Annotated in this window: 23 protein-coding genes; 13 read left to right on the forward strand and 10 right to left on the reverse strand. The window is 61.8% G+C overall.

Going from position 1 to position 23,480, the window contains the following annotated elements; all coding sequences use genetic code 11:
• Positions 1-34 precede the first annotated feature (34 nt).
• Entirely contained in the window at positions 35-1,177 is a 1,143-nt protein-coding gene (pcaQ, locus tag C2L65_RS28005) for a pca operon transcription factor PcaQ (RefSeq protein ID WP_042309920.1), read from the reverse strand.
• Between the two features lie 109 nt (positions 1,178-1,286).
• On the opposite strand from pcaQ, the gene pcaH reads away from it, so the two are divergent.
• Complete coding sequence (pcaH, locus tag C2L65_RS28010) at positions 1,287-1,991, forward strand: protocatechuate 3,4-dioxygenase subunit beta (protein WP_009771205.1); 705 nt, start codon at positions 1,287-1,289, stop codon at positions 1,989-1,991.
• 2 nt (positions 1,992-1,993) lie between these two features.
• Complete coding sequence (gene pcaG, locus C2L65_RS28015) at positions 1,994-2,584, forward strand: protocatechuate 3,4-dioxygenase subunit alpha (RefSeq protein ID WP_042309922.1); 591 nt, start codon at positions 1,994-1,996, stop codon at positions 2,582-2,584.
• Positions 2,585-2,763: 179 nt separating this feature from the next.
• On the opposite strand, the gene C2L65_RS28020 is transcribed toward pcaG, so the two are convergent.
• From C2L65_RS28020 to C2L65_RS28040, 4 genes are all read right to left on the reverse strand, one after another.
• Positions 2,764-3,549 carry a class II aldolase/adducin family protein gene (locus C2L65_RS28020; RefSeq protein WP_042309924.1) on the reverse strand — a complete coding sequence of 262 codons (786 nt, stop codon included), beginning with the start codon at positions 3,547-3,549 and terminating at the stop codon, positions 2,764-2,766.
• Between the two features lie 93 nt (positions 3,550-3,642).
• Complete coding sequence (locus C2L65_RS28025; protein ID WP_007731923.1) at positions 3,643-3,897, reverse strand: H-NS family nucleoid-associated regulatory protein; 255 nt, start codon at positions 3,895-3,897, stop codon at positions 3,643-3,645.
• A gap of 325 nt (positions 3,898-4,222) precedes the next feature.
• Positions 4,223-5,875 carry an acyl-CoA synthetase gene (locus C2L65_RS28030; protein ID WP_042309927.1) on the reverse strand — a complete coding sequence of 551 codons (1,653 nt, stop codon included), beginning with the start codon at positions 5,873-5,875 and terminating at the stop codon, positions 4,223-4,225.
• Positions 5,876-6,146: 271 nt separating this feature from the next.
• Entirely contained in the window at positions 6,147-6,455 is a 309-nt protein-coding gene (locus tag C2L65_RS28040; RefSeq protein WP_042310011.1) for a hypothetical protein, read from the reverse strand.
• A gap of 355 nt (positions 6,456-6,810) precedes the next feature.
• Between C2L65_RS28040 and C2L65_RS28045 the strand changes: the two genes are divergently transcribed.
• The 3 genes from C2L65_RS28045 (at position 6,811) to C2L65_RS28055 (ending at position 10,163) form a co-directional block, all read left to right on the forward strand.
• On the forward strand, positions 6,811-7,710 hold the full coding sequence (locus C2L65_RS28045; protein ID WP_042310013.1) for a DUF72 domain-containing protein: 900 nt from the start codon (positions 6,811-6,813) through the stop codon (positions 7,708-7,710).
• A 139-nt stretch (positions 7,711-7,849) separates the two neighbouring features.
• Positions 7,850-9,313 (forward strand): metallophosphoesterase family protein, encoded by a 1,464-nt coding sequence (locus tag C2L65_RS28050; RefSeq protein WP_042309931.1) that lies wholly within the window; start codon positions 7,850-7,852, stop codon positions 9,311-9,313.
• Positions 9,314-9,335: 22 nt separating this feature from the next.
• The gene (locus tag C2L65_RS28055) at positions 9,336-10,163 is read left to right on the forward strand and encodes a hypothetical protein (protein WP_042309934.1); all 828 of its coding nucleotides are present in this window, start codon (positions 9,336-9,338) and stop codon (positions 10,161-10,163) included.
• Positions 10,164-10,171: 8 nt separating this feature from the next.
• Here C2L65_RS28055 and C2L65_RS28060 read toward each other — a convergent pair whose 3' ends face one another.
• The 4 genes from C2L65_RS28060 to C2L65_RS28075 all read right to left on the reverse strand — a co-directional run bounded on the left by C2L65_RS28060 (position 10,172) and on the right by C2L65_RS28075 (position 15,612).
• Positions 10,172-12,577: a penicillin-binding protein 1A gene (locus tag C2L65_RS28060; RefSeq protein WP_233446605.1), complete on the reverse strand. Its 2,406-nt coding sequence runs from the start codon at positions 12,575-12,577 to the stop codon at positions 10,172-10,174.
• 235 nt (positions 12,578-12,812) lie between these two features.
• Positions 12,813-14,288, reverse strand: a complete 1,476-nt coding sequence (mctP, locus tag C2L65_RS28065) for a monocarboxylate uptake permease MctP (RefSeq protein WP_042309939.1) — start codon at positions 14,286-14,288, stop codon at positions 12,813-12,815.
• Complete coding sequence (locus C2L65_RS28070; protein ID WP_007731907.1) at positions 14,285-14,482, reverse strand: DUF3311 domain-containing protein; 198 nt, start codon at positions 14,480-14,482, stop codon at positions 14,285-14,287. Before C2L65_RS28070 ends, mctP begins: the two co-directional genes overlap by 4 nt.
• Before the next feature lie 218 nt (positions 14,483-14,700).
• A complete protein-coding gene (locus tag C2L65_RS28075; RefSeq protein ID WP_042309943.1) occupies positions 14,701-15,612 on the reverse strand; it encodes a LysR family transcriptional regulator in 912 nt (303 codons plus the stop codon).
• A gap of 167 nt (positions 15,613-15,779) precedes the next feature.
• Between C2L65_RS28075 and C2L65_RS28080 the strand changes: the two genes are divergently transcribed.
• From C2L65_RS28080 to C2L65_RS28110, 8 genes are all read left to right on the forward strand, one after another.
• Complete coding sequence (locus C2L65_RS28080) at positions 15,780-16,505, forward strand: pirin family protein (protein ID WP_042309944.1); 726 nt, start codon at positions 15,780-15,782, stop codon at positions 16,503-16,505.
• A gap of 44 nt (positions 16,506-16,549) precedes the next feature.
• Positions 16,550-16,960: a DoxX family protein gene (locus C2L65_RS28085; protein ID WP_042310015.1), complete on the forward strand. Its 411-nt coding sequence runs from the start codon at positions 16,550-16,552 to the stop codon at positions 16,958-16,960.
• A gap of 319 nt (positions 16,961-17,279) precedes the next feature.
• Positions 17,280-18,416, forward strand: coding sequence for a porin (locus tag C2L65_RS28090; RefSeq protein ID WP_042309946.1), 1,137 nt, complete (start codon positions 17,280-17,282; stop codon positions 18,414-18,416).
• Between the two features lie 185 nt (positions 18,417-18,601).
• Positions 18,602-18,736, forward strand: coding sequence for a hypothetical protein (locus C2L65_RS47110; RefSeq protein ID WP_007731897.1), 135 nt, complete (start codon positions 18,602-18,604; stop codon positions 18,734-18,736).
• 167 nt (positions 18,737-18,903) lie between these two features.
• Positions 18,904-19,938, forward strand: a complete 1,035-nt coding sequence (locus C2L65_RS28095) for a fatty acid desaturase (RefSeq protein ID WP_042309948.1) — start codon at positions 18,904-18,906, stop codon at positions 19,936-19,938.
• Between the two features lie 41 nt (positions 19,939-19,979).
• Positions 19,980-20,327, forward strand: a complete 348-nt coding sequence (locus C2L65_RS28100; RefSeq protein WP_042309950.1) for a MocE family 2Fe-2S type ferredoxin — start codon at positions 19,980-19,982, stop codon at positions 20,325-20,327.
• Positions 20,324-21,571, forward strand: a complete 1,248-nt coding sequence (locus C2L65_RS28105; RefSeq protein ID WP_042309951.1) for an NAD(P)/FAD-dependent oxidoreductase — start codon at positions 20,324-20,326, stop codon at positions 21,569-21,571. Before C2L65_RS28100 ends, C2L65_RS28105 begins: the two co-directional genes overlap by 4 nt.
• Complete coding sequence (locus C2L65_RS28110; protein ID WP_042309954.1) at positions 21,568-22,434, forward strand: sugar phosphate isomerase/epimerase family protein; 867 nt, start codon at positions 21,568-21,570, stop codon at positions 22,432-22,434. The genes C2L65_RS28105 and C2L65_RS28110 overlap by 4 nt, the downstream gene beginning before the upstream one ends.
• Here C2L65_RS28110 and C2L65_RS28115 read toward each other — a convergent pair.
• A complete protein-coding gene (locus C2L65_RS28115; protein ID WP_042310018.1) occupies positions 22,424-23,461 on the reverse strand; it encodes a LacI family DNA-binding transcriptional regulator in 1,038 nt (345 codons plus the stop codon). The genes C2L65_RS28110 and C2L65_RS28115 overlap by 11 nt on opposite strands.
• Positions 23,462-23,480 lie beyond the last annotated feature (19 nt).

Below are 23,480 nucleotides of genomic sequence, written 5' to 3' on the forward strand. Positions count from 1 at the left end.
CCCCTCGTGCAACCTCGATTTTGTACTAATCGGTTCAAAGATGCACCTTCCTGCGTGACGTTCCCGAGGCTGTGTCCCCTTGTGGCTTCGCGGCGCGCTTTGTTGCACCATGGCTCGCGTCGCGCTTTACGTCAACACCCGCGTCAACACCCGCGTCAGCTTTGGCTTCATTCCCCGCGTCGCGCTTCGCGCGGCTCCTCGCCGAGGTCTTACCCCGCCCCTCTTCCGCGCGCGCCTGCACATGGCGCGCGAGCCGCTCGCGCGCGACCTTGCGGACGACGTCGATCAGCGCGCGGCCGACGGGTGTCGGCTGCGTGTCCGAGCGCAGGATCAAACCAACGGGTTCCTCCGTGCCCGCGACGGGCAACGGTAATGGCACCAGCAAACCGTGCGCCAGTTCGTACTCGATTGCGCTGCGCGGCACAAACCACACGGCGTCGTTCTCGAGCGCGAGTGCGCGCCCCACCGACACCGACAGCACCTCGATGAACGACGACAGCGGCGGCACGGCCCACGCGCGCAGCAGACTTTCCGCCGACTGCCGGATCAGCGTCCCATACGGCGGCACAACGACGGAAAACTCCAGCAGGCGCGTGGCGGACGACAGCGGGCCCGAGGCCAGCGCATGCCCCGCTCGCACCACGGCGACGAGCGGCTCGCTATACAGCTGCTCGAACGTCAGCCCCACCATGCGCTCGGGATCGGCCAGCCTGCCGACGGCGAACTCGATCGCGCCCGCCTTCAGGCGTTCCAGCAGTTCGGTGTTCGAACCCGTCTTGAGCCGCACGATCGCGTTGGGCCACTGCTCGCCGAACAGGCGCATCACGGGCGGCACGAGCGAGGTCGCGACGGTCGGCAGCACGCCGATATCGAGCGTCGCGGCGGCCTCGCCTTCCACGCGCGCGAGCAGATCGACGCCCTGCCGCAGCGCGCTCACGCAGGCGCTGGCATGCGGCATGAAGAGCTGGCCTTCGCGCGTCGGCACGGCGCCGTGCCGGCCGCGCTCGAACAGGCGCACGCCGAGAATCTCTTCCAGTTCGGCCACCGTCTTCGACACGGCCGGCTGCGTGATCGACAGGCTTTCTGCCGCCTTCTGCACGCCGCCGAACTGCGCGACGGCAAGAAAGCACTGCAGGTGCCGGAATTTGACGCGGCTGTCCGCGAGGCTGCGTTGCATAACGGATCGTTATACGAGATGGGAAAAAACGTCATTTTGCATAACTTCTCGGCTTCTATAAAGTCACGTCATCCACTAGCCAAAATCGAATCCCCCAAGGAGACACCTGATGGACGATTCCATTCTGAGTCCGCGCGACTTCCCCTCGCATCCCGCCTATGTCCATTCGCCGTATGGATCGTCCGTCAAGCGCGGCCCGACCCGCCCGCTGATTCCGCTGAAAGAGCGCCTGCGCGACCAGCGCGTGCCCGTCTACGGCGCGGAAGACCTCGGCGCGCTCGACAACGACCTGACGCGCAATGCCGCGAAAAACGGCGAGCCGCTCGGCGAACGCATCATCGTGACGGGCCGCGTGCTCGACGAAGGCGGCCGCCCGGTGCGCAACACGCTGGTCGAAGTGTGGCAGGCGAATGCTGCCGGCCGTTATGTACACAAGAACGACCAGCACGACGCGCCGCTCGACCCGAACTTCCTCGGCGCGGGCCGCTGCCTGACCGACAACGAAGGCCGCTACCGCTTCATGACGATCAAGCCCGGCGCGTATCCGTGGGGCAATCACCCGAACGCGTGGCGTCCGAACCACATTCACTTCTCGCTGTTCGGCGACTACTTCGGCTCGCGTCTGGTCACGCAGATGTACTTCCCCGGCGACCCGCTGCTGCAGTACGACCCGATCTTCCAGGGCACGCCCGAAGGCGCGCGCGACCGTCTGATCTCGCGCTTCACGCTCGACGTGACCCAGGAAAACTACGCGCTCGGCTATGAATTCGACATCGTGCTGCGCGGCCCGAATGAAACTCCGATGGAGCGCTAATCATGACGACGCTTAAGCAAACCCCTTCGCAGACGGTCGGACCGTACTTCGCATACGGTCTGTGCCCCGAGCAATACAATTTCGATCTGAAGAGCCTGTTCACGAACGTTCTCGCCGACCGCGAGGCAGCGGGCGAGCACATCACGCTGGTCGGCCAGGTGTTCGACGCCGACGGCGCGGTGATTGGCGATGCGATGATCGAAGTGCAGCAGGTGGACAGCGAAGGTCGCTATCCGCAATCGCGTGAAGAAGTGGCGAAATCGGGCTTTCGCGGCTTTGCGCGCTTCGGCACGGGCACGGACCCGCAGAAACGCTTCATCATCGAAACCGTGAAACCGGGCCGCGCGTCGCCGGATGAAGCGCCGCACCTGAACGTGATCGTGACGATGCGCGGCATGCTGCTGCACACGTTCACGCGGGTCTACTTCGACGACGAAACCGCTGCGAACGAGAAAGACCCCGTGCTTGCGAGCGTGCCCGCCGAGCGCCGCGCAACGCTGGTCGCGAAGCGCGAATCGAATGGCGGTAATGCTGTCTATCGTTTCGACATCCACATGCAAGGCCCGAAGGAAACGGTGTTCTTCGACCTGTGATGCGATGCACGGCGTGCGAACCCCGCATGCATTCGATGCAAGGGTTCATCGCCTGTTCACAAATGAACGTTAGGATGTGTTGCGCGAGTCAAATCGCGCAACGAAACTCCGAGCAGTTTTGGATGCCCGCTTTGATGCGGGCTTTTTTTCGTCTGCGTTTCGTGGCGCTGCGCCGTGCGTCAACTGCGGTAATCCGAAACCGAATTATCGATTAACCGCAGCGCCGATTCCCACGCCAGTTCCGCGATGCCTTCTTCGTCGTCGCGCGCGAACTGGCTGGCCGTGAGCTTGCGCACATGCTCGGGCGGCAGCGTCAATTCCGCATTGCCCGCGAGTGCGTCGATCTGGATCTGACAGGCGCGTTCGAGAAAGTAGATCTCCTGAAACGCCGTTGCCGCTGACTTGCCGCCCGCCAGCAGGCCGTGATTGCGCAGGATCATCGCGTTGCACGATCCGAGATCGGCGACGAGGCGCTCCCGCTCGCCGAGATCGAGCGCAATGCCTTCGTAGTCGTGATACGCGAGCACGCCGTAGAACTTCAGCGCGTGCTGGCTGATCGGCAGCAAGCCCTGCTTTTGCGCGGATACAGCCGAACCAGCCGACGTATGCGTGTGAATCACAAAGCGCATATCTGGTCGCGCGGTGTGTACGGCCGAATGGATCGTGAAGCCCGCCGCATTCACGCGATACCGCTTCGGATCGGCGGCAACCTTGTCCGCCGGTTCGACGACGCGCCCCTCGCGATCGATTTTCACGAGATCCGATGCGCGCATCTCGTGAAAGAGCACGCCATAGCGGTTGATCAGAAAGTGATGCTCGGGACCGGGCACGCGCGCAGTGATATGCGTGTCGATCAGATCGGTCATGCGGAAATGCGCGACCAGCCGATACAGCGCGGCAAGTTCACAGCGCGCCGCCCATTCTTCGCTGCTATATCCAGCCGGTTGCGGAATCGTGTCGGACATGGCGGTGCCTCCATGGAAACAGTCGAGCGGCGCTGCGCAGGAAAGCGGAAACGAAAAGACAAAAAACAATAAAAGCGCCCGCGAATGCGGCGCTCAGACGCGGAAATGCTCGATGTCCTGACCAGCGTTGATGGCGCGCGTGAGCCAGTCGGGGCGGTCGCCCTTGCCATCCCATTCGTGCCCGAACGCGTCGCGGTATTTCGGCACGGCGGCATCGGCGATCAGCGCCTCTTCGAGCGCTTCAAGCGTAATGCCAAATTCATCCATGCGGCGACGGATCCACAAGACCAGCCGCTCACGAGCTTGACCGTCGAGGTCGAGCGTCCGATGTTCCTCTCGCTCTTTCATAACGTGCCGATAACGTATCGAATTACGCGGCCAATAAGCACGCGTTAAATAGATTATTGGCTTCGCACTTGCCGCGAAGCCTTAATACGGATCCACCAACTTCTGCCGAATGAAGTTGTCAGCGCGTTTCGACAGATTGAATGGCGGCGAAAAACCCGCATGGTGCGTACTGGAATTCGCCATGAACCTTGAAGAACCAAGGTCGCTTCCCTGATTTCTCGGGATTCTAGCATTCATTCCCGTGCGTGCGCGTCAGACGCGGTGCTTTGATAGCTGCGGAAAGCGGCATGGGCTCTACGTTTGCGATGATCGGACCATAAGCATGCTACTTTTTCCCCGGTTCCTGATCGATCGCGCTCGACGACTTCACGCGTGAGCGCAATTCGAATTTCTGAATCTTGCCCGTCGAGGTTTTTGGCAATTCGCCAAAGAAGACCGCTTTAGGCAATTTGAATCCGGCGAGCAATTGACGGCAATGCGCAATGATTTCCTCGGCGCTCGCGTCCGCGCCGTCCTTCAGTTCGACGAATGCGCAAGGCACCTCGCCCCATTTCGCGTCCGGCATCGCGACCACGGCGGCCACCGACACGGCCGGATGACGGTACAGCGCATCTTCGATCTCGATGCTCGAAATGTTCTCGCCGCCGGAAATGATGATGTCCTTGCTGCGGTCCTTGATGCGCACATAACCGTCTTCGGTAATCACGCCGAGATCGCCCGTGTGGAACCAGCCGCCACGGAATGCGGCTTCGGTTGCGCGCTCGTTCTTCAGATAGCCCTTCATGCAGATATTGCCGCGAAACATCAGCTCGCCGATCGTCTCGCCGTCGCGCGGCACGGGTTCGAGCGTATCGGGGTCAAGCACGTCGACGGCCGCCTGCAAGTGGTAGCGCACGCCCTGACGCGCGTTGAGCCGCGCGCGTTCGTCGTCGTCGAGCGCGTCCCATGCATCCTGCTTCGCGCAGACCGAGGCGGGCCCATACACTTCCGTCAAGCCGTACACGTGCGTCAGATCGAAACCGATCGCCTTCATGTGGGCAATCACGGCAGGCGACGGCGCCGCGCCCGCCACCATCGTCGACACGCGGTGCTCAATGCCGTCGCGCCATTCGGCAGGCGCATTCGCCAGCGCGCTTTGCACGATGGGCGCGCCGCAATAATGTGTGATGCGCTCGCGGCGAATCAGTTCGAATACGAGCTTCGGATCGAATTTGCGCAGGCATACGTTGACGCCCGCGCGCGCCGCGACCGTCCATGGAAAACACCAGCCGTTGCAGTGAAAGAGCGGCAATGTCCACAGATACACCGCATGCTTCGGCATGTCCCATTCGAGGATATTGCTGAGCGCGTTCAGATAGGCGCCGCGATGGTGATAGACCACGCCCTTCGGCTCGCCCGTCGTGCCCGACGTGTAGTTGAGCGCGATGGCGTCCCATTCGTCAGCGGGCGGCGTCCACGCGAACTGCGGATCGCCCTCGTGCAGGAAAGCTTCGTAGTCGGTCGCGTTCGGAAAATGGCGAGTATCGGCGGGCTGCGCATCGCTGACACTGATAATGCGCAATTGCGGAAACTCGCGCGCGGCGCGCAGCGCAAGTTCTCCGTATTCGCTATCGACAATCAGCGCTTTCGCCTCGCCATGCCGAAGCATGTAAAGAATCGACGCGACATCAAGCCGGGTATTCAGCGTATTGAGCACGGCGCCCGCCATCGGCACGCCGAAATGCGCTTCGATCATCGGCGGAATGTTGGGCAGCAGCGCCGCCACGGTCTCGCCGCGCGCGACGCCCGCGCGTTGCAGCGCGCTCGCAAGACGCCGCGCACGCTCATACGTCTCGCGCCACGTGCGGCGCACGTCGCCATGCACGACGGCCAGCCGGTCGCCATAGACTTCGGCGGCCCGCGCGATGAAATCGATTGGCGTCAGCGGAACATGGTTGGCCTCGCGGCGGGCGAGTCCCGCTTCGAACATATGCGTCATGGCTGTGTCTCCTCCGAAGCGCGCGGCCCCGTCGATTCAGTTCTTTTGTGGTAATTGATTCCGGGTTCGAAACACGGTGACGCACGCATTGTGGATGCGCAATACACGTGCAAAAGCATCGCATAGATCAGCGCTGCGAAATGCCCGGGCACAGGATTTTGTGCGAAGCCGCAATGCAGCGCCGAACGCGCGGCAGCCGCGTCGAACGCGGCCCGCGCGGTCAAACCGGAAATCGGGCCTTCGCCCTTAGAACATGGCGCGCCTGAAAAAATCAGACGCGCGGCAGATCGTCGATGAATTTCTCGACGTGGCCGTCCGGTACTTCGGTATCGATCCCGTCGTGGCCATCGGCGTGCGCGACCGTTTTGATCTTGGGGCCCAGCAGATTCAGGCCGCCCAGCGTGAAGAAGGACCACACGGCATTGCCCGCATGAATGGCCGTCACGACGTCCGCGACTTCGACGATTTCGTGCGGCGAGAGCCACTCATTCGTTTTGGGATTGACGAGAGCCCAACGGACGTGGGTGACGCGGTCAGTCATAGGGTTAATGCGTACGGCATCGATAGCATAGGTCGCCATTTCCACCTCCATCGTCGTCACCCAGGCATCGTAGCACTTATGTCTGGTTAGACGAAGCAGGCATGTATCGCCCCATGCAGACGGACCCATTCGAAGAGCACCGCTCCGTCGCACAGCCACTATCCGGATGTACTCTGCGGCGCCAACCGCCGCGTGATAGCTTCAGTGCAGGGAATGACTGCGTCTTCGAATGGCTTCCAATTTCTATAACGGTCGTGCGTAAATTGTTCTGAAGCCGGGGTTTGCACCAATGCGGCGCGGCGCACATATCGGTCCGCGCGGAGTACTCAGCGTGCTTATGATCCGCGCGCACATGCAGTACGATGGCCGCACTGACCTGCACGGAAGACGAGCCATGTCGATCGAAGTCGGGACGGCGTCGTGGACGGACGCCACGCTCATCAAATCCGGCCGCTTCTATCCGAAGGGCTGCACGAGCGCCGAGGCACGCCTGCGTTTCTATTCGAGCCAGTTTCCAATGGTCGAAGTCGATGCGTCGTACTACGCAATGCCCAGCGCGGCGACCAGCGCGCTGTGGGCCGAACGCACGCCTGAGCACTTCACGTTCAACGTCAAGGCATTCAGGCTTTTCACCGGGCATCAGACGGAGCGCAAGTTCTTCCCCCCGGACATTCAGCCGCTGCTGCCGCAAAGCGATAAAAAGAACCTTTACTACCGCGACGTGCCGCCTGACCTCATCGAAGAGATGTGGCGGCGCTTCTTCGAGGCGCTCGAACCGTTGCGCACTGCGGGCAAGCTCGGTGCCGTGCTGTTCCAGTTCGCGCCGTGGATCTCCACCGCGCCGCGCGACAAATCACACGTGCGGCACTGCGCGGACCGGATGACACCCTACCTGACGGCATTCGAATTCCGCAATGCCAGTTGGCTCGACGACGGGAACCGCGAATCGACGCTCGCATTCGAGCGCGAACACGGCCTCGTGCATGTGGTGATGGATGCGCCCGAGGGCGTGCCGAACCGCGCGCATACCGTGTGGGAAGCGACGTCGCCCGAACTGGTGATCGTGCGCCTGCACGGCCGCAATGCGGAGACCTGGAGCGGCAGCACGACGGCAGCCGGCCGCTTCAACTACGACTACACCGAGCGCGAACTGGAAGAGATCGCGGTGCCCGTGCGGGAGATCGCGAAACGCGCGGGGCGCACGCATGTCGTGTTCAACAACTGCTTTGAAGACGCCGCGCAACGCAACGCGCATTCGATGATTCGCATCCTTCAGCAAGAGCGCTTTGCGTAAAGACCATCGCGGCGCGCATCTTTGAATATGCAATGCATTAAAGCGTTTTCCGGTTGCAATTCAGTTTGCATCGACTAGCCTCGTCTTATTCGAACCAGACAAATAGCTTTCATAAGACGAAAAAGACAAAGGTACACCGATGCTACTGACGGCTTATGTGCAGGCCAGCCAGCCGGGCCTGTTGCAACTATGGATCGGCATGTTCGGCGTGGCCGCGCCGCCTGTGCCGCAGGTTTCCATCGACCGGCAAGCGGCCGTGCCGCTCGAGCCGCCCGCGTTCTTTCCGATTCGCGATTTCAGCGTCGACGACAACGGCCAGGCCATCAATCATCAATGCGTGCTGCACTTCAACGTGCCGGACGAATCGCGGCCGCGTCAGATCGTTATCGACGCTGGTGGCGAACAGTTCGAATTCGCCAGTACTTCGTTGCCGAAAGAAGTGCCGACGCTGATGGACGGCAGCTTCAATATCCTGTTGTCGTCGTGCTATTCGCAGCCGGAAGATATCGACGGACTGCTCGGCACGATCGTCTCGCAGATCAAGGTGCAACCGCATCTGACCGTGCTAGCGGGCGACCAGGTGTACCTCGACCTGCCGCTCACGCAGCGCGTACCCGATCAGAACCCCGACCGTGCGCGGCTGCTCGCCAACAAGTACTACCTCAACTGGCTCTCCGGCGCGTTACGCGTGCCGGGGTTGCAATCGGTGCTGGAGCGCGCGCCCGTCGTGTGCATTCCCGACGATCACGAATTCTGGAACAACTATCCGTTTGCACAAAAGCAGTTGCCCGATACGTGGACGGACGGATCGCGCCAGTTGCTCGGCGAGACGGCGCGCGCGCTTTACGAGGACTATCAGATCGGCGGCGCACCGGGCGGCGCGGGCGGCGCGATCCGGCTCAACGTCGAGCCGTTGAAGATGCTGTTCGTCGATATGCGCTGTGACCGCGACAACACGTTCAAATCGTTGATGGGCCCTAAAGCCGTTGCGGCGATGCAGGCCTGGGAAAAAGATCTCGTCGATACGCACGCCGCAGGGAAGCCGGTTGTCGGCCTGCTCGCTTCGGGCCAGGCGCTCTTCATCGATCCGCCCGAAAGCAACTGGCGCAAAAAGACCTTCGACGCCGAAATGCCGAACTACGCGCAATTCGACGTGCTGCAAGCGACCTTATGCCGGCTCGCGGACAACGGCATTCCCATCGTCTACATGACGGGCGACGTGCATTGGGGACGCGTCGCGTCGGGTCACGATCTGCAGACGAGCACGGCGCTCTACGAAGTGATCGCCTCGCCGTCGCGGCTGATCCGCACGCCGTTGCTCGACACCGCGAAAGAAGCGGCCAACTCGGTCAAAGGGATTTTCGGCGGCGGCACTGCGTGGCCGCGTCATTCCGATCCCGAAGATGTGCCGGACCGCTTCGGCGTGACTAACCGCTTCACACTCAAGCAGGAATTCGGGCGACGCGGCGATCAGGTTGCGATCCTGTCGTTCACGCGTGTGGGCAGCGGCGTCGATATGCAGGTCATGTACTACGGCATTTCCAGCGATAAAGCGCTTTCACAATCGGAATCCACGACGCGCTTCGAACTGCGCGCGCGTTAATCAAAAAAGACGAGGCAAGCTCATGCTGAAGATCGTACGATCGACGACGACACAATCGAATCCACAGTTCACCCCATTCGAGCGCAAAGAAGGCGAGAGCAATACCGCATGGGGCGAGCGCGCGGTACTCGATATGAAAGCGGGCGGCCCCAATAAGTGGACCTATGTCGTACTGCTGGGCGGCAGCGATACGCTGGCATTTCGCGTGCGCGTCGCGCAATCGCATCTTCGGCACGACATGTTGCCGTCGTTCTGGTCCGAGTCGATTCTCGTGCGGCTCGCAAGCGCGACGCTCAAGAACGCGGAAGCGTTGCACGTGCCTTTGCATCAGCCGGAAGGGCCTGCGTTTGCGGCGCGCGTGAATGGCGTGGTCGCGCGTCCGTTGACGGATTTCGACGACACGTCGCGCTTTCCGAATATCGCCGTGATTGCATTGCCCGTTGCGCAGGACAAGGTGGTCGACAAAGTGGCGAGCTTCGAGCAGTCGCGCGCGACGCTCGATGCGCTCGAACATGTGTTGCGCTGGCTCGCCTATGCATGGGGCGCGGCACGCACGCCGAATCCGCTGCACGACAACTATGGTTTGCCGTCTACCTGCATGATCGAAACCGTGTGCGCCGCAGCGAATTTCGATCTGACGCCGGGGCTCGAATCGCGAGCATCATGTCCTGAAGCGATCTGGGCCGCGGCGAACTACTGGCATGAGTACTTCGAGAAGTTCAACGGGCGCGAGCCGATTGGGCGCTATTACACGCCGCATACCTATCCGATCATCGAGCCTTCCGCTGCGCCTGCGCCTGCGCCCTCTCCTGTGCCTTCTCCCGCGCCCAAACGCAAAGCGAAGAAGTGAGCTTCAGTTCAAGGCTGTGACGCGGGCGTGTTTGCAGCAGGCGTCGACGCAAACGCGGGCGCTTCGCTGTTGACGACGGCGGGCGCGCTCGCCGCAGCCGCTGCGCTCGCCTCACCCGGCGAAGGCAGAATCGGCGGTTGCGATGCGGCGGGCGAAATGATTTGCGGCGGCTCAATATCCGTCGGCGCAGAAGCCTCGGCAACGGGCGACGCATTCTGCACCACGGGCGCGGCCGGCGCGGCGGGTGCTGGACGCGGCTTCGGTCGCGGAGCAGGCGCAGGTGCTTCCGTTTTCGCCGACGACGAGAACAGGTACTGCATCCACGCGCGCAGCTTCATGCGCAACGTGTCGAACATGCCGGGCGGCGGCTCTTCCGCGAACTTCGCGCGCGGATCGACCAGACGCGAGCGCAGCGAACGCTGGAAGAAATCACCGACGATCGGCAACGCGCTATGCGCGCCCTGCCCCCAGTAGTCGCTGCGCAGCGTCACGCGGCTGTCGTTGAAGCCGATCCATGCGCCCGCGACGAGTTGCGGATGCATCAGGATGAACCAGCCGTCCGCGTTGTCCTGCGTCGTGCCCGTCTTGCCCGCGACATCGGCGCGGATGCCAAAACGCGTGCGAATGGCCGAGCCCGTTCCCTTGTTGACGACCGAGCGCATCACGTCGAGCAAGGTCTGCGCGCTCGCAATCGGCATCACGCGGTCGGCGCGCGACGGCTGGAACTCGGCGAGCACTTCGCCCTTGCGGTCTTCGATCCGCGTGACGAGCATCGGCGCGACATACGCGCCTTCGTTCGCGATCGTGCCGTACGACGACACCATCTCTTTCAGCGTCACCGGGCTCGTGCCCAACGCCAGCGAAGGCACCGCGTCGAGCTGGCTGTCGCGCACGCCCATCGCGCGCGCGAGCCGCGCGACCTTCGCGGGACCGACCGATTCCATCAGTTGTGCGGTAATGCGGTTGCGCGAATACGCTAGGCCATCGCGCAGCGTGATCGGTCGGCCGCTCGGCGCGTCTTCGTCGCTCGGCTTCCAGATTTCGCCACCTGCCAGCGGGATTTCGACGGCCTGATCGGGGAGGGTATCGTCCGGTTTTGCGCCTTGCTCGAATGCCGCGCCATAGACGAACGGCTTGAACGTCGAACCCGGCTGACGGCGCGCCTGGGACACGTGATCGAACGGGTCCTGCGTAAAGTCGCGGCTGCCGACCCACGCCTTGATCTCGCCAGTGCGCGGATCCATCGCGACGAATGCGGCCTGCACGCGCGTCTTGCTATCGCACAGCGCCTTCATGAACCCGCGATCCGCCGACAGATGCTTGAGCGCATCTTCGTCGCTCATGCCCGAATCTTTTGCACTGTGGTATTCAGGCGTCTCGCGGATGAACGCGTCAAACACATCTTTATGACCGACGCATCCGCTACGCGCATTCCACGCCGCATTCGCGATCGACTGCAACTGGTTGCCCTGAAACGTCAGCGCCTGGGTCGCCATGGTTTGCAAACGCGCGTCGATCGTTGTGCGCACGACGAGTCCATCCGAATAGATGTTGTAGTCGTTCGCATCGGCCCACGCGATCAGCCACTTCTTCAATTGCTGCGCGAAATGCGGCGCGGGACCGGGCGGCTCCGTCTGGCGCTCGAAGTCGACGCGCAGTGGCTTTCCTTTGAGCGAATTGAATTGCGCCGGCGACAGGCGCCCGTATTTCACCATTTGCCCAAGCACGATATTGCGCCGGTCCAGCGCGCGCTCGGGGTTGATCACCGGGTTGTAATAGCTATTGCCCTTCAACATGCCGATCAGCGTCGCGCTTTCGAGCACGGTCAGATTGCCGGCGGACTTGTCGAAGTAAGTGCGCGCGGCCATTTCGATGCCGTACGCGTTGTAGAGAAACGGCACCGTGTTCAGGTACGTTTCGAGAATCTCGCTTTTCGTATAGACGGCTTCGATCTTGAAGGCCGTCAGCGCTTCCTTGATCTTGCGCGTGAGCGTCGGCGCGCGGCCGATGTCGTCAGGATAGAGATTGCGCGCGAGCTGTTGCGTGATCGTTGAGCCGCCCTGGCGGTCGCCCGAAAACGTATGCAGCGCCGCACCCGCCGTGCGTCGGAAGTCGATGCCGTGATGCTCGTAGAAGCGATGGTCTTCCGTGGAGATCAATGCATCGACGACATGCGGCGAGATGTCGGAGAGCTTCATCCACACGCGGTTAGTCGGCTTGAATTCGGCGAGTAGTTTGCCGTCCGCCGAATAGATCTGCGCGGGCTGCTCGATCTTCGCCTTGCGTATGTCCCCGATGCCCGGCGTGAACGGCACCAGGATCAGCACATAGAGCAGAACGAGCGCGGGAATGGAGGCGACCGACAACGCCACGCCGCGCCATGTCGGACGGCGCAAACGTTGCACCGCGCGCATGAGCGGCGGTTTTGCATGGGCCCAGGCCCAGACGGAGATGTCCCGGAGGAACGACAGTATCGACTGTCTCACGCTAACGCACCATCGGCAGAAAAGGCTGCATCCTACCAAAACAGCGCGAACGTCCAGGCGTTTTGCAAGAATCGGCATCGTAATGCGACGCCGGAAATGACATCGGCCGAATCCGCGCCGCTTGCGCGGGCGGATTCGGCCGAACCGTACGGCTACAGCGCGATCAGGCGTGAGCGCGCTTCGGCGTGACCATCGAAACGACGAACGTCACCACCACGTTCACGACCAGTGCGATCAGGCCGATATACAGCGGCCAGGTCGAATCGCCGACATGCAGCGCGAACACGGGCTTGAGGCCCTGCGAAATCGCGAGTCCCGTGCCGAGCACGATGCCGACCAGCCAGCCGAAGAACAGGCCCGGCGTGTTCAGACGGCGCGTGTACAACGAGAACACGATAGCCGGGAAGATCTGCAGAATCCACACGCCGCCGAGCAGTTGCAGGTCGATCGCGTACTGCGTGGGCAGGAACACGATAAACAGCAGCGCGCCGAACTTGACGACGAGTGACACGATCTTCGCCGTCGATGCTTCCTGAGCAGGCGCCATGTTCGGCGACACCAGCGGACGCCACAGATTACGCGTGAACAGGTTTGCCGCGCCGATCGACATGATGGCGGCGGGCACCAGCGCGCTGATCGCAATGGCCGCCGCCGCAAAGCCGACGAACCACGACGGGAACAGCGTGCCGAACAGCGTCGGCACGATGTCGGACGGCGACTTCACATGAATGCCCGCGGCAATCGCCATATAGCCGAGCAGCGCGATCAGGCCGAGCAGCAGCGTGTACGCGGGCAGGAAGATCGCGTTCTTGCGCACGGTCTGCATCGACGAAGACGACAGCACGGCCGTCATCGTGTGCGGATACATGAAGGCCGCGAGCGCCGAGCCGAGCGCAAGCGACGCATACGCGGTGAACTGCGTCGGCTTGAGGATGATGCCCGTCGCGCCGCCTTTGGCCTTGAAGTAGGTGTCCGCTGCGTCGAACACATGGCCATAGCCGCCGAGCTTCGACGGAATCAGCCACACCGCCGCGATCACGACGATATAGATCATGATGTCCTTGACGAACGCGATCATCGCCGGCGCGCGCAGGCCGCTCGTATACGTATAGAGCGCGAGGATGATGAACGCGATCACGAGCGGTGCTTCGCCCGAGATGCCAAGTCCCTTGATGACAACCTGCATGCCGACCAGCTGCAGCGCGATATACGGCATCGTCGCGACGATACCCGTCAGCGCGACGGCCGCCGGGAACCACTTGCCGCCGTACTCGCCTTGCACGTAGTCGGCTGCCGTGATGTGGTTTTTCGCGTGCGCGATCTTCCACAGCTTCGGCATCACCGCGAACACGAACGGATAGACGATGATCGTATAAGGCAGCGCAAAGAAGCCGTACGCCCCAACCGAATAGACCAGCGCGGGCACCGCGATCACCGTATAGGCCGTATAGAAATCGCCGCCTACCAGAAACCACGAAATGACCGTGCCGAATTGCCGGCCACCAAGACCCCACTCGTGCAGTTGCGTGAGATCGCCCGCTTTCCAGCGCGCGGCAACGAAACCCAATACGGTGACGAGAAGAAAGAATGCGACGAAGACGGTCATCGCGACCGGGTTCACAGGGTTCAGATCGCTCATTTAATGCCCCGGTACACGACGTAGATCAGCAGCGACGTGAGCGGAACCCACAGAAACTGATACCAGTAAAAGAAAGGAAATCCGGCGAATGACGGGCGCGTATCGTTATAGAAAGGCAGCCACAGCAGCGCGATATAGGGGATCAGCAAGATGAGCCAGAGCCATGAACGGCCGGCCGGTTCGGTAGGTTCCACGTTTGTCCCTCTTTGGTCTATCTGATTGAATCCGCTTTGCTGATGCGCGCGGCAAACAGACGTGAACGTGCATATTCACGCACGCGCCCGTTGCACGCGCCGGCAAAGGTTCGCGCATTATCTGCGAAAAGCTTTATTGCTGCTCGCACGGTAACCAGCCGTTATCCAATGCGCAGAAGCTTTCAATTGATTGACTGGAACGCTGCGCTATTTGCTGTCTAACGCTTTGGCAAAACGGGCTTTGGCAAAACGGCTTTGGCAAAGCGGTCGCGCAAGAACTGCGTGAACGCACGTATCGTCACGGAAGCCTGCCGGTGTTGCGGGTACACGGCGTACAGCGTCAACGGCGGCGAGACGTACTCACCGAGCACTTCGACCAGCTTGCCGCTCGCCAGCGCATCGGCCACGATGAATTCCGGCAGACGCGCAATGCCAAGCCCCGCAATCGCGGCATCGCGGATCACTTCGCCGTTGTTCACGCGCAGCGGGCCATGCACCTCGACGGTCCGGCTCGCGCCATCCACGATGTATTCCCAGCCGCTGCGCGCTTCCTGCCCATATAGCAGGCACGCATGGCGCGTGAGATCGTCGGGCGTCACCGGCGGACGCCGCGCCTTGCGATACGCGGGGCTGCAACACGCGACCATGCGTATTTCAGCGAGCTTCTGCGCGATCAGCGTCGAATCCGCGAGCGTGCCGATACGCAGCGCCATGTCGAAACCTTCGCCGACCACATCGACGACGCGGTCGCTCAACTCCAGGTCGATACGCACATCGGCATTCGCGCGCAGAAACGCGGCGACCAGCGGCGACAGATGAATCATCCCGAACGACATCGGCGCGCTGACGCGCAGCAGTCCGCGCGGGTCCGAGCGCCCCGACGACATCGCCTGCTCGGCGTCCTCCACGTCGCCGAGGATACGCGTCGCACGCTGATAGAACTCGTAGCCGAGGTCCGTCACCGCGAGCTTGCGCGTGTTGCGCACCAGCAGCCGCACGCCGAGGCTCGCCTCCAGCGCCATCACGCGGCGGCTGACGAACTGCTTCGACAGTTGCAGGCGGACCGCGGCCGCCGTGAAATTGCGCGCGTCGACGGTGGCGACGAAGATCTTCAGATCGTCCAGCTGCATGGCGTTGCCCTTGCGTTACGCGTTAATTGTCCACTTCAATGTGACAGTGATTCTCTTTTGACGTCGATTATAGCCGCCCTGATTGACCTACACTTCAATCACTGCTTCAGACAACGGCACCGCCGATGTCACGAGAAGCAAAAGCCATTCAATAACGGAGAAGAGAAATGATCGACATCAGACACGCCAACGAACGCGGACGCGCCGAACACGGCTGGCTTAGCTCGCGTCATACGTTTTCTTTCGCGAACTACTACGATCCGAAGCAGATCGGCTTCTCCGACCTGCTCGTGATCAACGACGATCGCGTGGCTGCCGGCCGTGGCTTCGGCAAGCATCCGCACCGCGACATGGAAATTTTCTCGTACGTGCTGGAAGGCGCGCTCGAGCACAAGGATTCGATGGGCACGGGCTCCGTGATCGTCCCCGGCGACGTGCAACTGATGAGCGCGGGCACGGGCGTCGCGCACAGCGAGTTCAATCACTCGGCAAGCGACTCCGTGCATTTCCTGCAGATCTGGATCGCACCGTCGGTGAAGGGCGCGACGCCGCGTTACCTGCAGCAGAACTTTTCGGCGCAAGACAAGCGCGGCAAGTTGCGTCTCGTGCTGTCGCCTGAAGGCACGGATGGTTCACTCGAATTGCGCCAGGACGCGCGTGTGTATGCAGGCCTTTTCGACGGCACTGAAACGGCAGGCATCGATATCGCCGCCGACCGCTATGCGTATGTGCATGTGGCCCGCGGCAGCGTGAAGCTGAACGGCGTCGAGTTGAACGAAGGCGACGGTGCGCGTATTCGCAACGAGCGTCGCCTCGAATTCACCGAAGGCCAGGATGCGGAAGTACTCGTATTCGACCTGCGCAATAACGAAGTTTCGGAATTGTGGTCCTGAGCGGCGAACGCCAAAGACCCGACTACATTGAACGAGGATTGAACATGAACACCTTTATCGAACAACGCAAGGATGCACTGCTGCTCGTCGCACGCGTGCTATTGGTAGTGCTTTTCGTGCTGTTTGGCTGGAGCAAGCTCACCGGCTTCTCGGGCACCGAGCAATACATGGCGTCGACAGGCGCGCCCATCCCGGCATTGGCCGCCGTGATTGCGATCGTGATGGAACTGGCTGTTGGCATCGTCATCGCCGTGGGCTTCAAGACACGTGTGCTTGCACTGGTGCTCGCGCTCTATACGCTCGGCACCGCGTTCATTGGCCACCACTTCTGGACGCAGACGGGCATGGAGCAGTACATCAACATGATCAACTTCTATAAGAACATCAGCATCATTGGCGGCTTGCTGCTGTTGTTCGTGACGGGTCCGGGCAAGTACTCGATCGATCGCGCATAAACAAAGCAAGCGGCACTAAGAGTTGTCAAGAGGGCGGCCTTCTGGCCGCCCTTTTTCGTTGTTTGCAAAGCAACGCCCTGTACTTTCGGCATGAATGCAACACTCTTGTCATGTTCGCGGCGTCGTCGAAATTGATGTGATAAAAGTCCGCGGGCCTGCATGGGATCACGTGCGCGCGGATCTATAAGATTCAAATGGTCGGTATGCATCGCGCTTAAATAGCGGCACATATAAAGACGCGAACGCAACTCCGCCACCCGCGCCGCACTAAAACAACAAGCTCGTGCAGGGGTTCTCAACATATGAAAAGACAACTCCCATGACCAAGCAAATCAAACGGACAGTTACCGCGCTGGGCGCAACGGCCATTGCACTCGCTTGCCAAAGCGCATTCGCACAAAGCTCGGTGACGCTGTATGGCGTCGCGGACGTCGGCATTCGCTATCTCACGCATTCGAATGCAAACAACGACGGGCGCCTGTTCATGACCAACGGCGCGATCACGAACAGCCGTTTCGGCATTAAAGGCTCGGAAGATCTCGGCAATGGACTGAAGGCGATCTTCCAGCTGGAAAGCGGCATCGACCTGCAAAGCGGCGCGCAGTCGGATAGCAAGCGCCTGTTCAACCGCGCGGCCTATGTCGGCCTGTCGAGCAACTACGGCACGCTGACGCTCGGCCGTCAGAAGACGCCGTTGTTCGATCTGCTCGGCGACACGTACGATCCTCTGACCGTCGGCAATTACTTCGAAAACGCATGGCTGCCCGTCGCGCTTGGCGCAGGCCTCTATGCGGATAACGCTGTGAAGTACGACGGCAAGTTCGGCGGCCTGAACGTCAAGGCGATGTACTCGTTCGGCACGAACTCGACGTCGACGGGCGCGGACGGCTTCTCCGGCCAGATTCCGGGCCACCTCGGCGCGGGCAACATGTACGGCTTCACGGCTTCGTACGCGTTCGGTTCGCTGAGCGTCGGCGCCGGCGTGCAGCAGAACAGCGACAACTCGAATCACAAGCAGACCATTTACAACGCGAATGCCGTCTACGCGTTCAGCACGACAAAGATCTACGTCGGCTATATCCATTCGAAGGACGACACGGGCTTTGTCGACAGCACGCTGTCGCAGCGCGACTTGACGCTTGGCGTCGATATCCTGAAGGGCTCGGGCCGCAAGGACGACGGTCCGTTCGCGGGTGTGACGTGGCAAGCGACGCCCGCACTGCTGCTGACGGGCGCGTTCTACTACGACCACATGAAGAACGCGGCAATCGGCGGCGGCGCTGTCGGCAGTGGCAACCGTTACACGGGCGTGGCCGTTGCTGAGTACTCGCTGTCCAAGCGCACCGAAGTGTATGGCACCGTCGACTTCAACAAGGTCACGGGCGCGGCGACGGTCGAACTGCCGGGTACGTCGAACCAGACGGGCGTGTCGCTCGGTCTGCGCACCATTTTCTGATTTGGCGTTATGACATGCGCGCTGCAAGGCGCGCGCGATTGCTATAGCGGGCGGCACGGCTTCAAGGGCCATGTCGCCCGTTTTTCATTTTCGGGCGGCGTGGAAGATGTGTCAGGCGCAACTGTGATATACAGGGAAAACCCGTACCAAGCCTTTGTTTTTCTTTTTCGAGTCGTAGTACCAGCATGAAACGCATTGCCGCCTTTTGTCTGACGACGTGGTCCGCCGCCGCGCTCCTTTATTTTGGCCAGCACTCGGTTGCGCTCATCGCCTTGAGCGGAGTCGTCGTGTTCGGCGGATACGACCTGCTGCGCCCCTAAGTCCCTGTTCCGCTACACGCTGTCTCGCGCTCGCCGCCACTTGATGGAAAACCATCATTTTTCGGCGTGAGGCTTCGCTCTCCTTCAACTATCTTTGTGCAAACGGAATGTGTCCCTGAAGCGCTGCGCTGATGGGATTCCCGCAATCACAAAGAAGGAGACGACTCATGTCCTCGAGCTCTGCCGTCGACGGCGGCAGCACCGCCACGCCCAGTCCCACCGATCCCTCCTTCGACGCGCGCATCGCCGAGCAGTGGTATCAGCCGCGCATCCCGCGCGCGGTGCTCAAGGAACTGATGAAGCGCGACGACGCGGCGAGCCTGCGCAATTTCATTCCGTGGTTCGCGTTGCTCGTGGCGTCCGGCGCGGTCGCCGCCTTCACGTGGGGAACATGGTGGGCCGTGCCTGCATTCTTCGTGTACGGCACGATCTACTCGTCGAGCGACGCGCGCTGGCATGAGCTGTCGCACGGCACGCCATTCAAGACGCGCTGGATCAACGACGCGTTCTATCACCTGTCGTCGTTCATGACGATCCGCGAAGGCTACTGGTGGCGTTGGAGCCATGCGCGCCATCACACGCATACGTACTTTCAGACGCGCGATCCCGAGATCCAGGTCACACGCCCGACCAAAGTACTGCCCATCATCGTGGATTTCGTGGGGCTGGTCGGCTGCACGCTCGAAATCGGCAAGGTCGTGCGGCATGCGTTCGGCCGCGTCGATGCCGCCACCGACGCGTTTCTGCCCGCGAGCGAAAAACCGAAAATGATCTGGTCATGCCGCATCTATCTGGCTGTCGTGATCGGCACGATTGCGCTCGCAATCGCAACGCACAGCTTCCTGCCGCTGATGTTCGTATGGACGCCGCGCTTCTACGGCGGCTGGCTGCATCAACTGCTCGGCCTCACGCAGCATGCGGGGCTCGCTGTCAACGTGAAGGACCATCGGCTGAACACGCGCACCGTGCAGACCAACTTCGTGTTCCGCTTTCTCTATCTGAACATGAACTATCACCTCGAACATCATCTGCTGCCGATGGTGCCGTTCCATGCGCTGCCGCGCCTTCACGAAGCGATCAAGGACCAGTTGCCGCCCGCTTACCCGAGCGTGTATGCCGTGTATCGCGAGATGCTGCCCGCGTTGTGGAAGCAGCGCACCGACCCAGCACACGTGATCGAGCGGACCCTTCCCGCAGCGTGAGCGCCGCGACCAACGCACAAAGAACATTGGAGGAGATAGCCATGAGCGTCGAAACGAATGCAAAGGTCCACTGGATTGCCGCTTGCGCGCCCGACGATATCGACGAGGAAGACGTGATGCGCTTCGATCACGATGGCGCGAGCTACGCGGTGTACCGCATCGCGGAAGGCTACTACGCGTCCGATGGCTGGTGTACCCATGAACATGCGCATCTCGCCGATGGCTTCGTCGTCAATCGCGAGATCGAATGTCCGCTGCATCAGGGGCGCTTCGACATTCCGAGCGGCAAGGCGAAGAGCGCGCCCGTTTGCGTGCATCTGAAGACTTACCCGGTGCGCGTCGAAGATGGCGAAGTTCTGCTCGGCCTTCCCGTACAGGACGCATCATGAGCACACAGCCCGCGATGGTGATTATCGGCGCAGGCCAATGCGGCGTGCGCACGGCAGCCGCGCTGCGCGAGAACGGCTGGGAAGGCGAGATCACGCTGCTCGGCAACGAAGGCTCGGCGCCGTACGACCGGCCGCCGCTGTCGAAAGCCGTGCTGCTCGGCGAACGCAGCACCGCGCAATGCGCATTCTATGACGACGCGTTCTATCGCGACCAGCGCATCGACTTGCGCGTCGATGCCTGCGTGCAGCAGATCGATCGCGGCGCGCGCAAGGTCGTGCTGCGCGACGCACGCACGATCGACTATCAGCGTCTGCTGATCGCGACGGGTGCCGAGCCGCGGCGGCTCGATGTGCCGGGCGCGAATCTCGATGGCGTGCATCTGCTGCGCACTGCAAGCGATGCCAACACGCTCGCTGAAGTACTGCAGCCCGCACGGCGCATTGCGATTGTCGGCGCGGGCTTCATCGGCCTCGAAGTGGCCGCGTCCGCTGTGGCGCGTGGCTGTGAAGTGGTCGTCATCGAAGCCGGTGCGCGCGCGTTGATGCGCGCGGTACCGGAAGTCGTGGCGGGCTATCTGATCGACAGGCACCGCCAGATGGGCGTGAAAATTCATTTCGCCGCGCAGATCGAACGGCTGCTGGGCAGCACGCATGTAACGGGCGTCAAGCTCAAGGACGGCACGCAGATCGACTGCGATTGCGTCGTGGTCGGCATTGGCGTGAAGCCGCGCACGGAGCTCGCGGAAGCGGCAGGCATCGATGTCGCGGACGGCATCGCCGTCGACGACACCTTGCGCACGAACGACCCGCATATCTTCGCGGCGGGCGACGTGTGCTCGTTCCCGCACCGTCTGTTCAGGCGGCGCATCCGGCTCGAATGCTGGAAGAACGCTGAGGATCACGCGCGCATCGTCGCGCGCAACATGCTGGAGCGCGGTGAAACCTATTCGGAAGTGCCGTGGTTCTGGTCGAATCAGTACGACATGACGATCCAGATTGCCGGCCTGCCCGCGTTCGGTGTAGAGAGCGTGGTGCGCGAAACGGGCGACACGTCGCGCATTTTCTTCGCGCTCGATCGCGACGGCGTGCTGGTCGGCGCAAGCGGCGTCGGCAAGGTCAGCGAGATCGCGCGCGATGTGCGCGTCGCGCAGACCTTGATCGGGCAGCGCGCCTGCATCGAGCCTGCATTGCTCGAAGATCGCAGCGTCAAACTGAAGGGACTCGTCGCTGCGGAGGCGCTATGACGCAACGGCTCGCCGTGTATCAGTCGCTGTGGGCGATGGAGCGGCGTCATACTGACGGCTTCGAGCGCACGCTCGAAGAGAACGTCGCGATGATCGCGCAAGCGGGCTTCGAAGGCGTGAGCACATCGTACGGTTCGCGCGAAGACGTGCGGCGTCTTTCGCAAGTGCTCGCGCAACATGGTCTGCAAGCGGAAGCTCAGTGCTTTCCGCGCACCGTCGAAGACCTGTGCCCGATACTCGAACACGCTGTCGAGTTCGGCGCGCATCATATCGACCTGCAACCGGACGTGCGGCCACGCCGCATTGCCGATGCGCTCGAATTGATCGACGGCTGGCAGCGGCTCGCGGAACAGGTGGACATTCCTGTCTACATCGAAACGCATCGCGACCGCATGACGACCGACCTGCACTTCACGCTCGATCTGCTCGACGCACGGCCCAATCTGCGTCTACTTGGGGATCTGTCGCATTACCTCGTCGGCTGTGAATTCGCGTGGCCCGTGAACGAAGAAAACGAAGCGGCGATGCAACGGATTATCGATCATTCGTGGGCGTTTCATGGACGCGTCGCGAGCCGCGAACAGGTGCAGATCGAAATTTCGTTCGAGCCGCATCGCATGTGGGTCGATCTGTTCCTGCGCTGGTGGCGCGACGGTTTCGTGTCGTGGCGCAAGCGCGCCGGACCCGACGAAACCCTCGTCTTCACCTGCGAACTCGGGCCGAAGCCTTACGCGATCATCGGTCGCGACGGCAACGACACGACAGACCGCTGGGCCGAATCGCTATTGATGCGCGACTGGATACGCGAGTTGTGGAACGAAGTGGCGCAGGAAGAAGCGGCTGCACTCGACGCTAGTCCGTAAGCGGCAGGTTCTCGCGCAGCAGTACCGTTACGGGAATCTGCTGCGCCAACGCCACGCCGGGATCGCGATGATAGTGACGCAGGATCACTTCGATCGAATGCAACGCTTCGCCCACGGGATTCTGGTCGAGCACCGCATCGAGCACGCCTTCGATCAGCAGACGCCGCGAAGTGTCGTTGAGTTCGTGCCCGATCAGCACGGTCTTGTGAACACGGTCGAGCGTGCGCAACACGTTGCCGATGCCTTCGTCGCCAACCGAGATGTTGTAGATGCCGCGCAGATCCGGATAGCGGCGAAACGCGTCGCGCGCGAGGCTTTCGGTGATCGACGATTGCTCGCGGCTCTCCACGGTCTCGACGATGTCGCAATTCGGAAAACGCCGCCGCACCACAGAGCGAAACCCGCTTTCGCGTTCTTCATGGCCGAGAAAGTCATGCATGCCCGTCATCACGAGCACCTTGCCGCCCGCATCGCCGAGAAAGCGGCCCATCAGCTCGCCTGCGACACGACCCGCACAGCGATTGTCGATGCCCACATAAGCGAGCCTGCCCGTGCCGGGCAGATCGCTCGCGAGCGTCACGACAGGCATTCTGTGGCTCAGGTGACGCAGCGCCGCCGTGATATCCGGGTGCTCATACGCGACGATCACGAGCGCATCGGCCTTGCGCGTCGCGCGCTCGATCGTCTCGACGACGGCCTGCGGCTCGAGGCTGTCGAAGTACGTGACGGCGCAAATCACACGCTGCGCTTCGAAGGTCTTTTGCGCAAGTTCGAAGCCCTGCTTCAGATGCACGTAATACTGCGCGACAGGCTGCTGCAACAGGATCGCGATGCGCAACCAGCGCACCGACACCGCTTCGAGCGCGCGATCGATCTTCAGCTTGCGCGCCCATTCGAGCACGCGCGTTTCCTTGTCGCGCGAAACGCCGCCGCGCCCGTTCAATACCCGATCGACTGTCGCCTCGCTGACACCCGCTGCGCGGGCAATGTCAGTCATGCTCGTCTTGCGGCGGCGCGTCTCGGACATGGCTGGCTTCGTTGTAGTC

The sequence above is a fragment of the Paraburkholderia terrae genome (assembly GCF_002902925.1).
GTDB lineage: Bacteria > Pseudomonadota > Gammaproteobacteria > Burkholderiales > Burkholderiaceae > Paraburkholderia > Paraburkholderia terrae.

Bases quoted from the DNA above. Each gene is read 5' to 3' on its own strand.
- pcaQ (WP_042309920.1), bottom strand. From the start codon at position 1,177: ATGCAACGCAGCCTCGCGGACAGCCGCGTCAAATTCCGGCACCTGCAG.
- pcaH (WP_009771205.1), top strand. From the start codon at position 1,287: ATGGACGATTCCATTCTGAGTCCGCGCGACTTCCCCTCGCATCCCGCC.
- pcaG (WP_042309922.1), top strand. From the start codon at position 1,994: ATGACGACGCTTAAGCAAACCCCTTCGCAGACGGTCGGACCGTACTTC.
- C2L65_RS28020 (WP_042309924.1), bottom strand. From the start codon at position 3,549: ATGTCCGACACGATTCCGCAACCGGCTGGATATAGCAGCGAAGAATGG.
- C2L65_RS28025 (WP_007731923.1), bottom strand. From the start codon at position 3,897: ATGAAAGAGCGAGAGGAACATCGGACGCTCGACCTCGACGGTCAAGCT.
- C2L65_RS28030 (WP_042309927.1), bottom strand. From the start codon at position 5,875: ATGACGCATATGTTCGAAGCGGGACTCGCCCGCCGCGAGGCCAACCAT.
- C2L65_RS28040 (WP_042310011.1), bottom strand. From the start codon at position 6,455: ATGGCGACCTATGCTATCGATGCCGTACGCATTAACCCTATGACTGAC.
- C2L65_RS28045 (WP_042310013.1), top strand. From the start codon at position 6,811: ATGTCGATCGAAGTCGGGACGGCGTCGTGGACGGACGCCACGCTCATC.
- C2L65_RS28050 (WP_042309931.1), top strand. From the start codon at position 7,850: ATGCTACTGACGGCTTATGTGCAGGCCAGCCAGCCGGGCCTGTTGCAA.
- C2L65_RS28055 (WP_042309934.1), top strand. From the start codon at position 9,336: ATGCTGAAGATCGTACGATCGACGACGACACAATCGAATCCACAGTTC.
- C2L65_RS28060 (WP_233446605.1), bottom strand. From the start codon at position 12,577: ATGCGCGCGGTGCAACGTTTGCGCCGTCCGACATGGCGCGGCGTGGCG.
- mctP (WP_042309939.1), bottom strand. From the start codon at position 14,288: ATGAGCGATCTGAACCCTGTGAACCCGGTCGCGATGACCGTCTTCGTC.
- C2L65_RS28075 (WP_042309943.1), bottom strand. From the start codon at position 15,612: ATGCAGCTGGACGATCTGAAGATCTTCGTCGCCACCGTCGACGCGCGC.
- C2L65_RS28080 (WP_042309944.1), top strand. From the start codon at position 15,780: ATGATCGACATCAGACACGCCAACGAACGCGGACGCGCCGAACACGGC.
- C2L65_RS28085 (WP_042310015.1), top strand. From the start codon at position 16,550: ATGAACACCTTTATCGAACAACGCAAGGATGCACTGCTGCTCGTCGCA.
- C2L65_RS28090 (WP_042309946.1), top strand. From the start codon at position 17,280: ATGACCAAGCAAATCAAACGGACAGTTACCGCGCTGGGCGCAACGGCC.
- C2L65_RS47110 (WP_007731897.1), top strand. From the start codon at position 18,602: ATGAAACGCATTGCCGCCTTTTGTCTGACGACGTGGTCCGCCGCCGCG.
- C2L65_RS28095 (WP_042309948.1), top strand. From the start codon at position 18,904: ATGTCCTCGAGCTCTGCCGTCGACGGCGGCAGCACCGCCACGCCCAGT.
- C2L65_RS28100 (WP_042309950.1), top strand. From the start codon at position 19,980: ATGAGCGTCGAAACGAATGCAAAGGTCCACTGGATTGCCGCTTGCGCG.
- C2L65_RS28105 (WP_042309951.1), top strand. From the start codon at position 20,324: ATGAGCACACAGCCCGCGATGGTGATTATCGGCGCAGGCCAATGCGGC.
- C2L65_RS28110 (WP_042309954.1), top strand. From the start codon at position 21,568: ATGACGCAACGGCTCGCCGTGTATCAGTCGCTGTGGGCGATGGAGCGG.
- C2L65_RS28115 (WP_042310018.1), bottom strand. From the start codon at position 23,461: ATGTCCGAGACGCGCCGCCGCAAGACGAGCATGACTGACATTGCCCGC.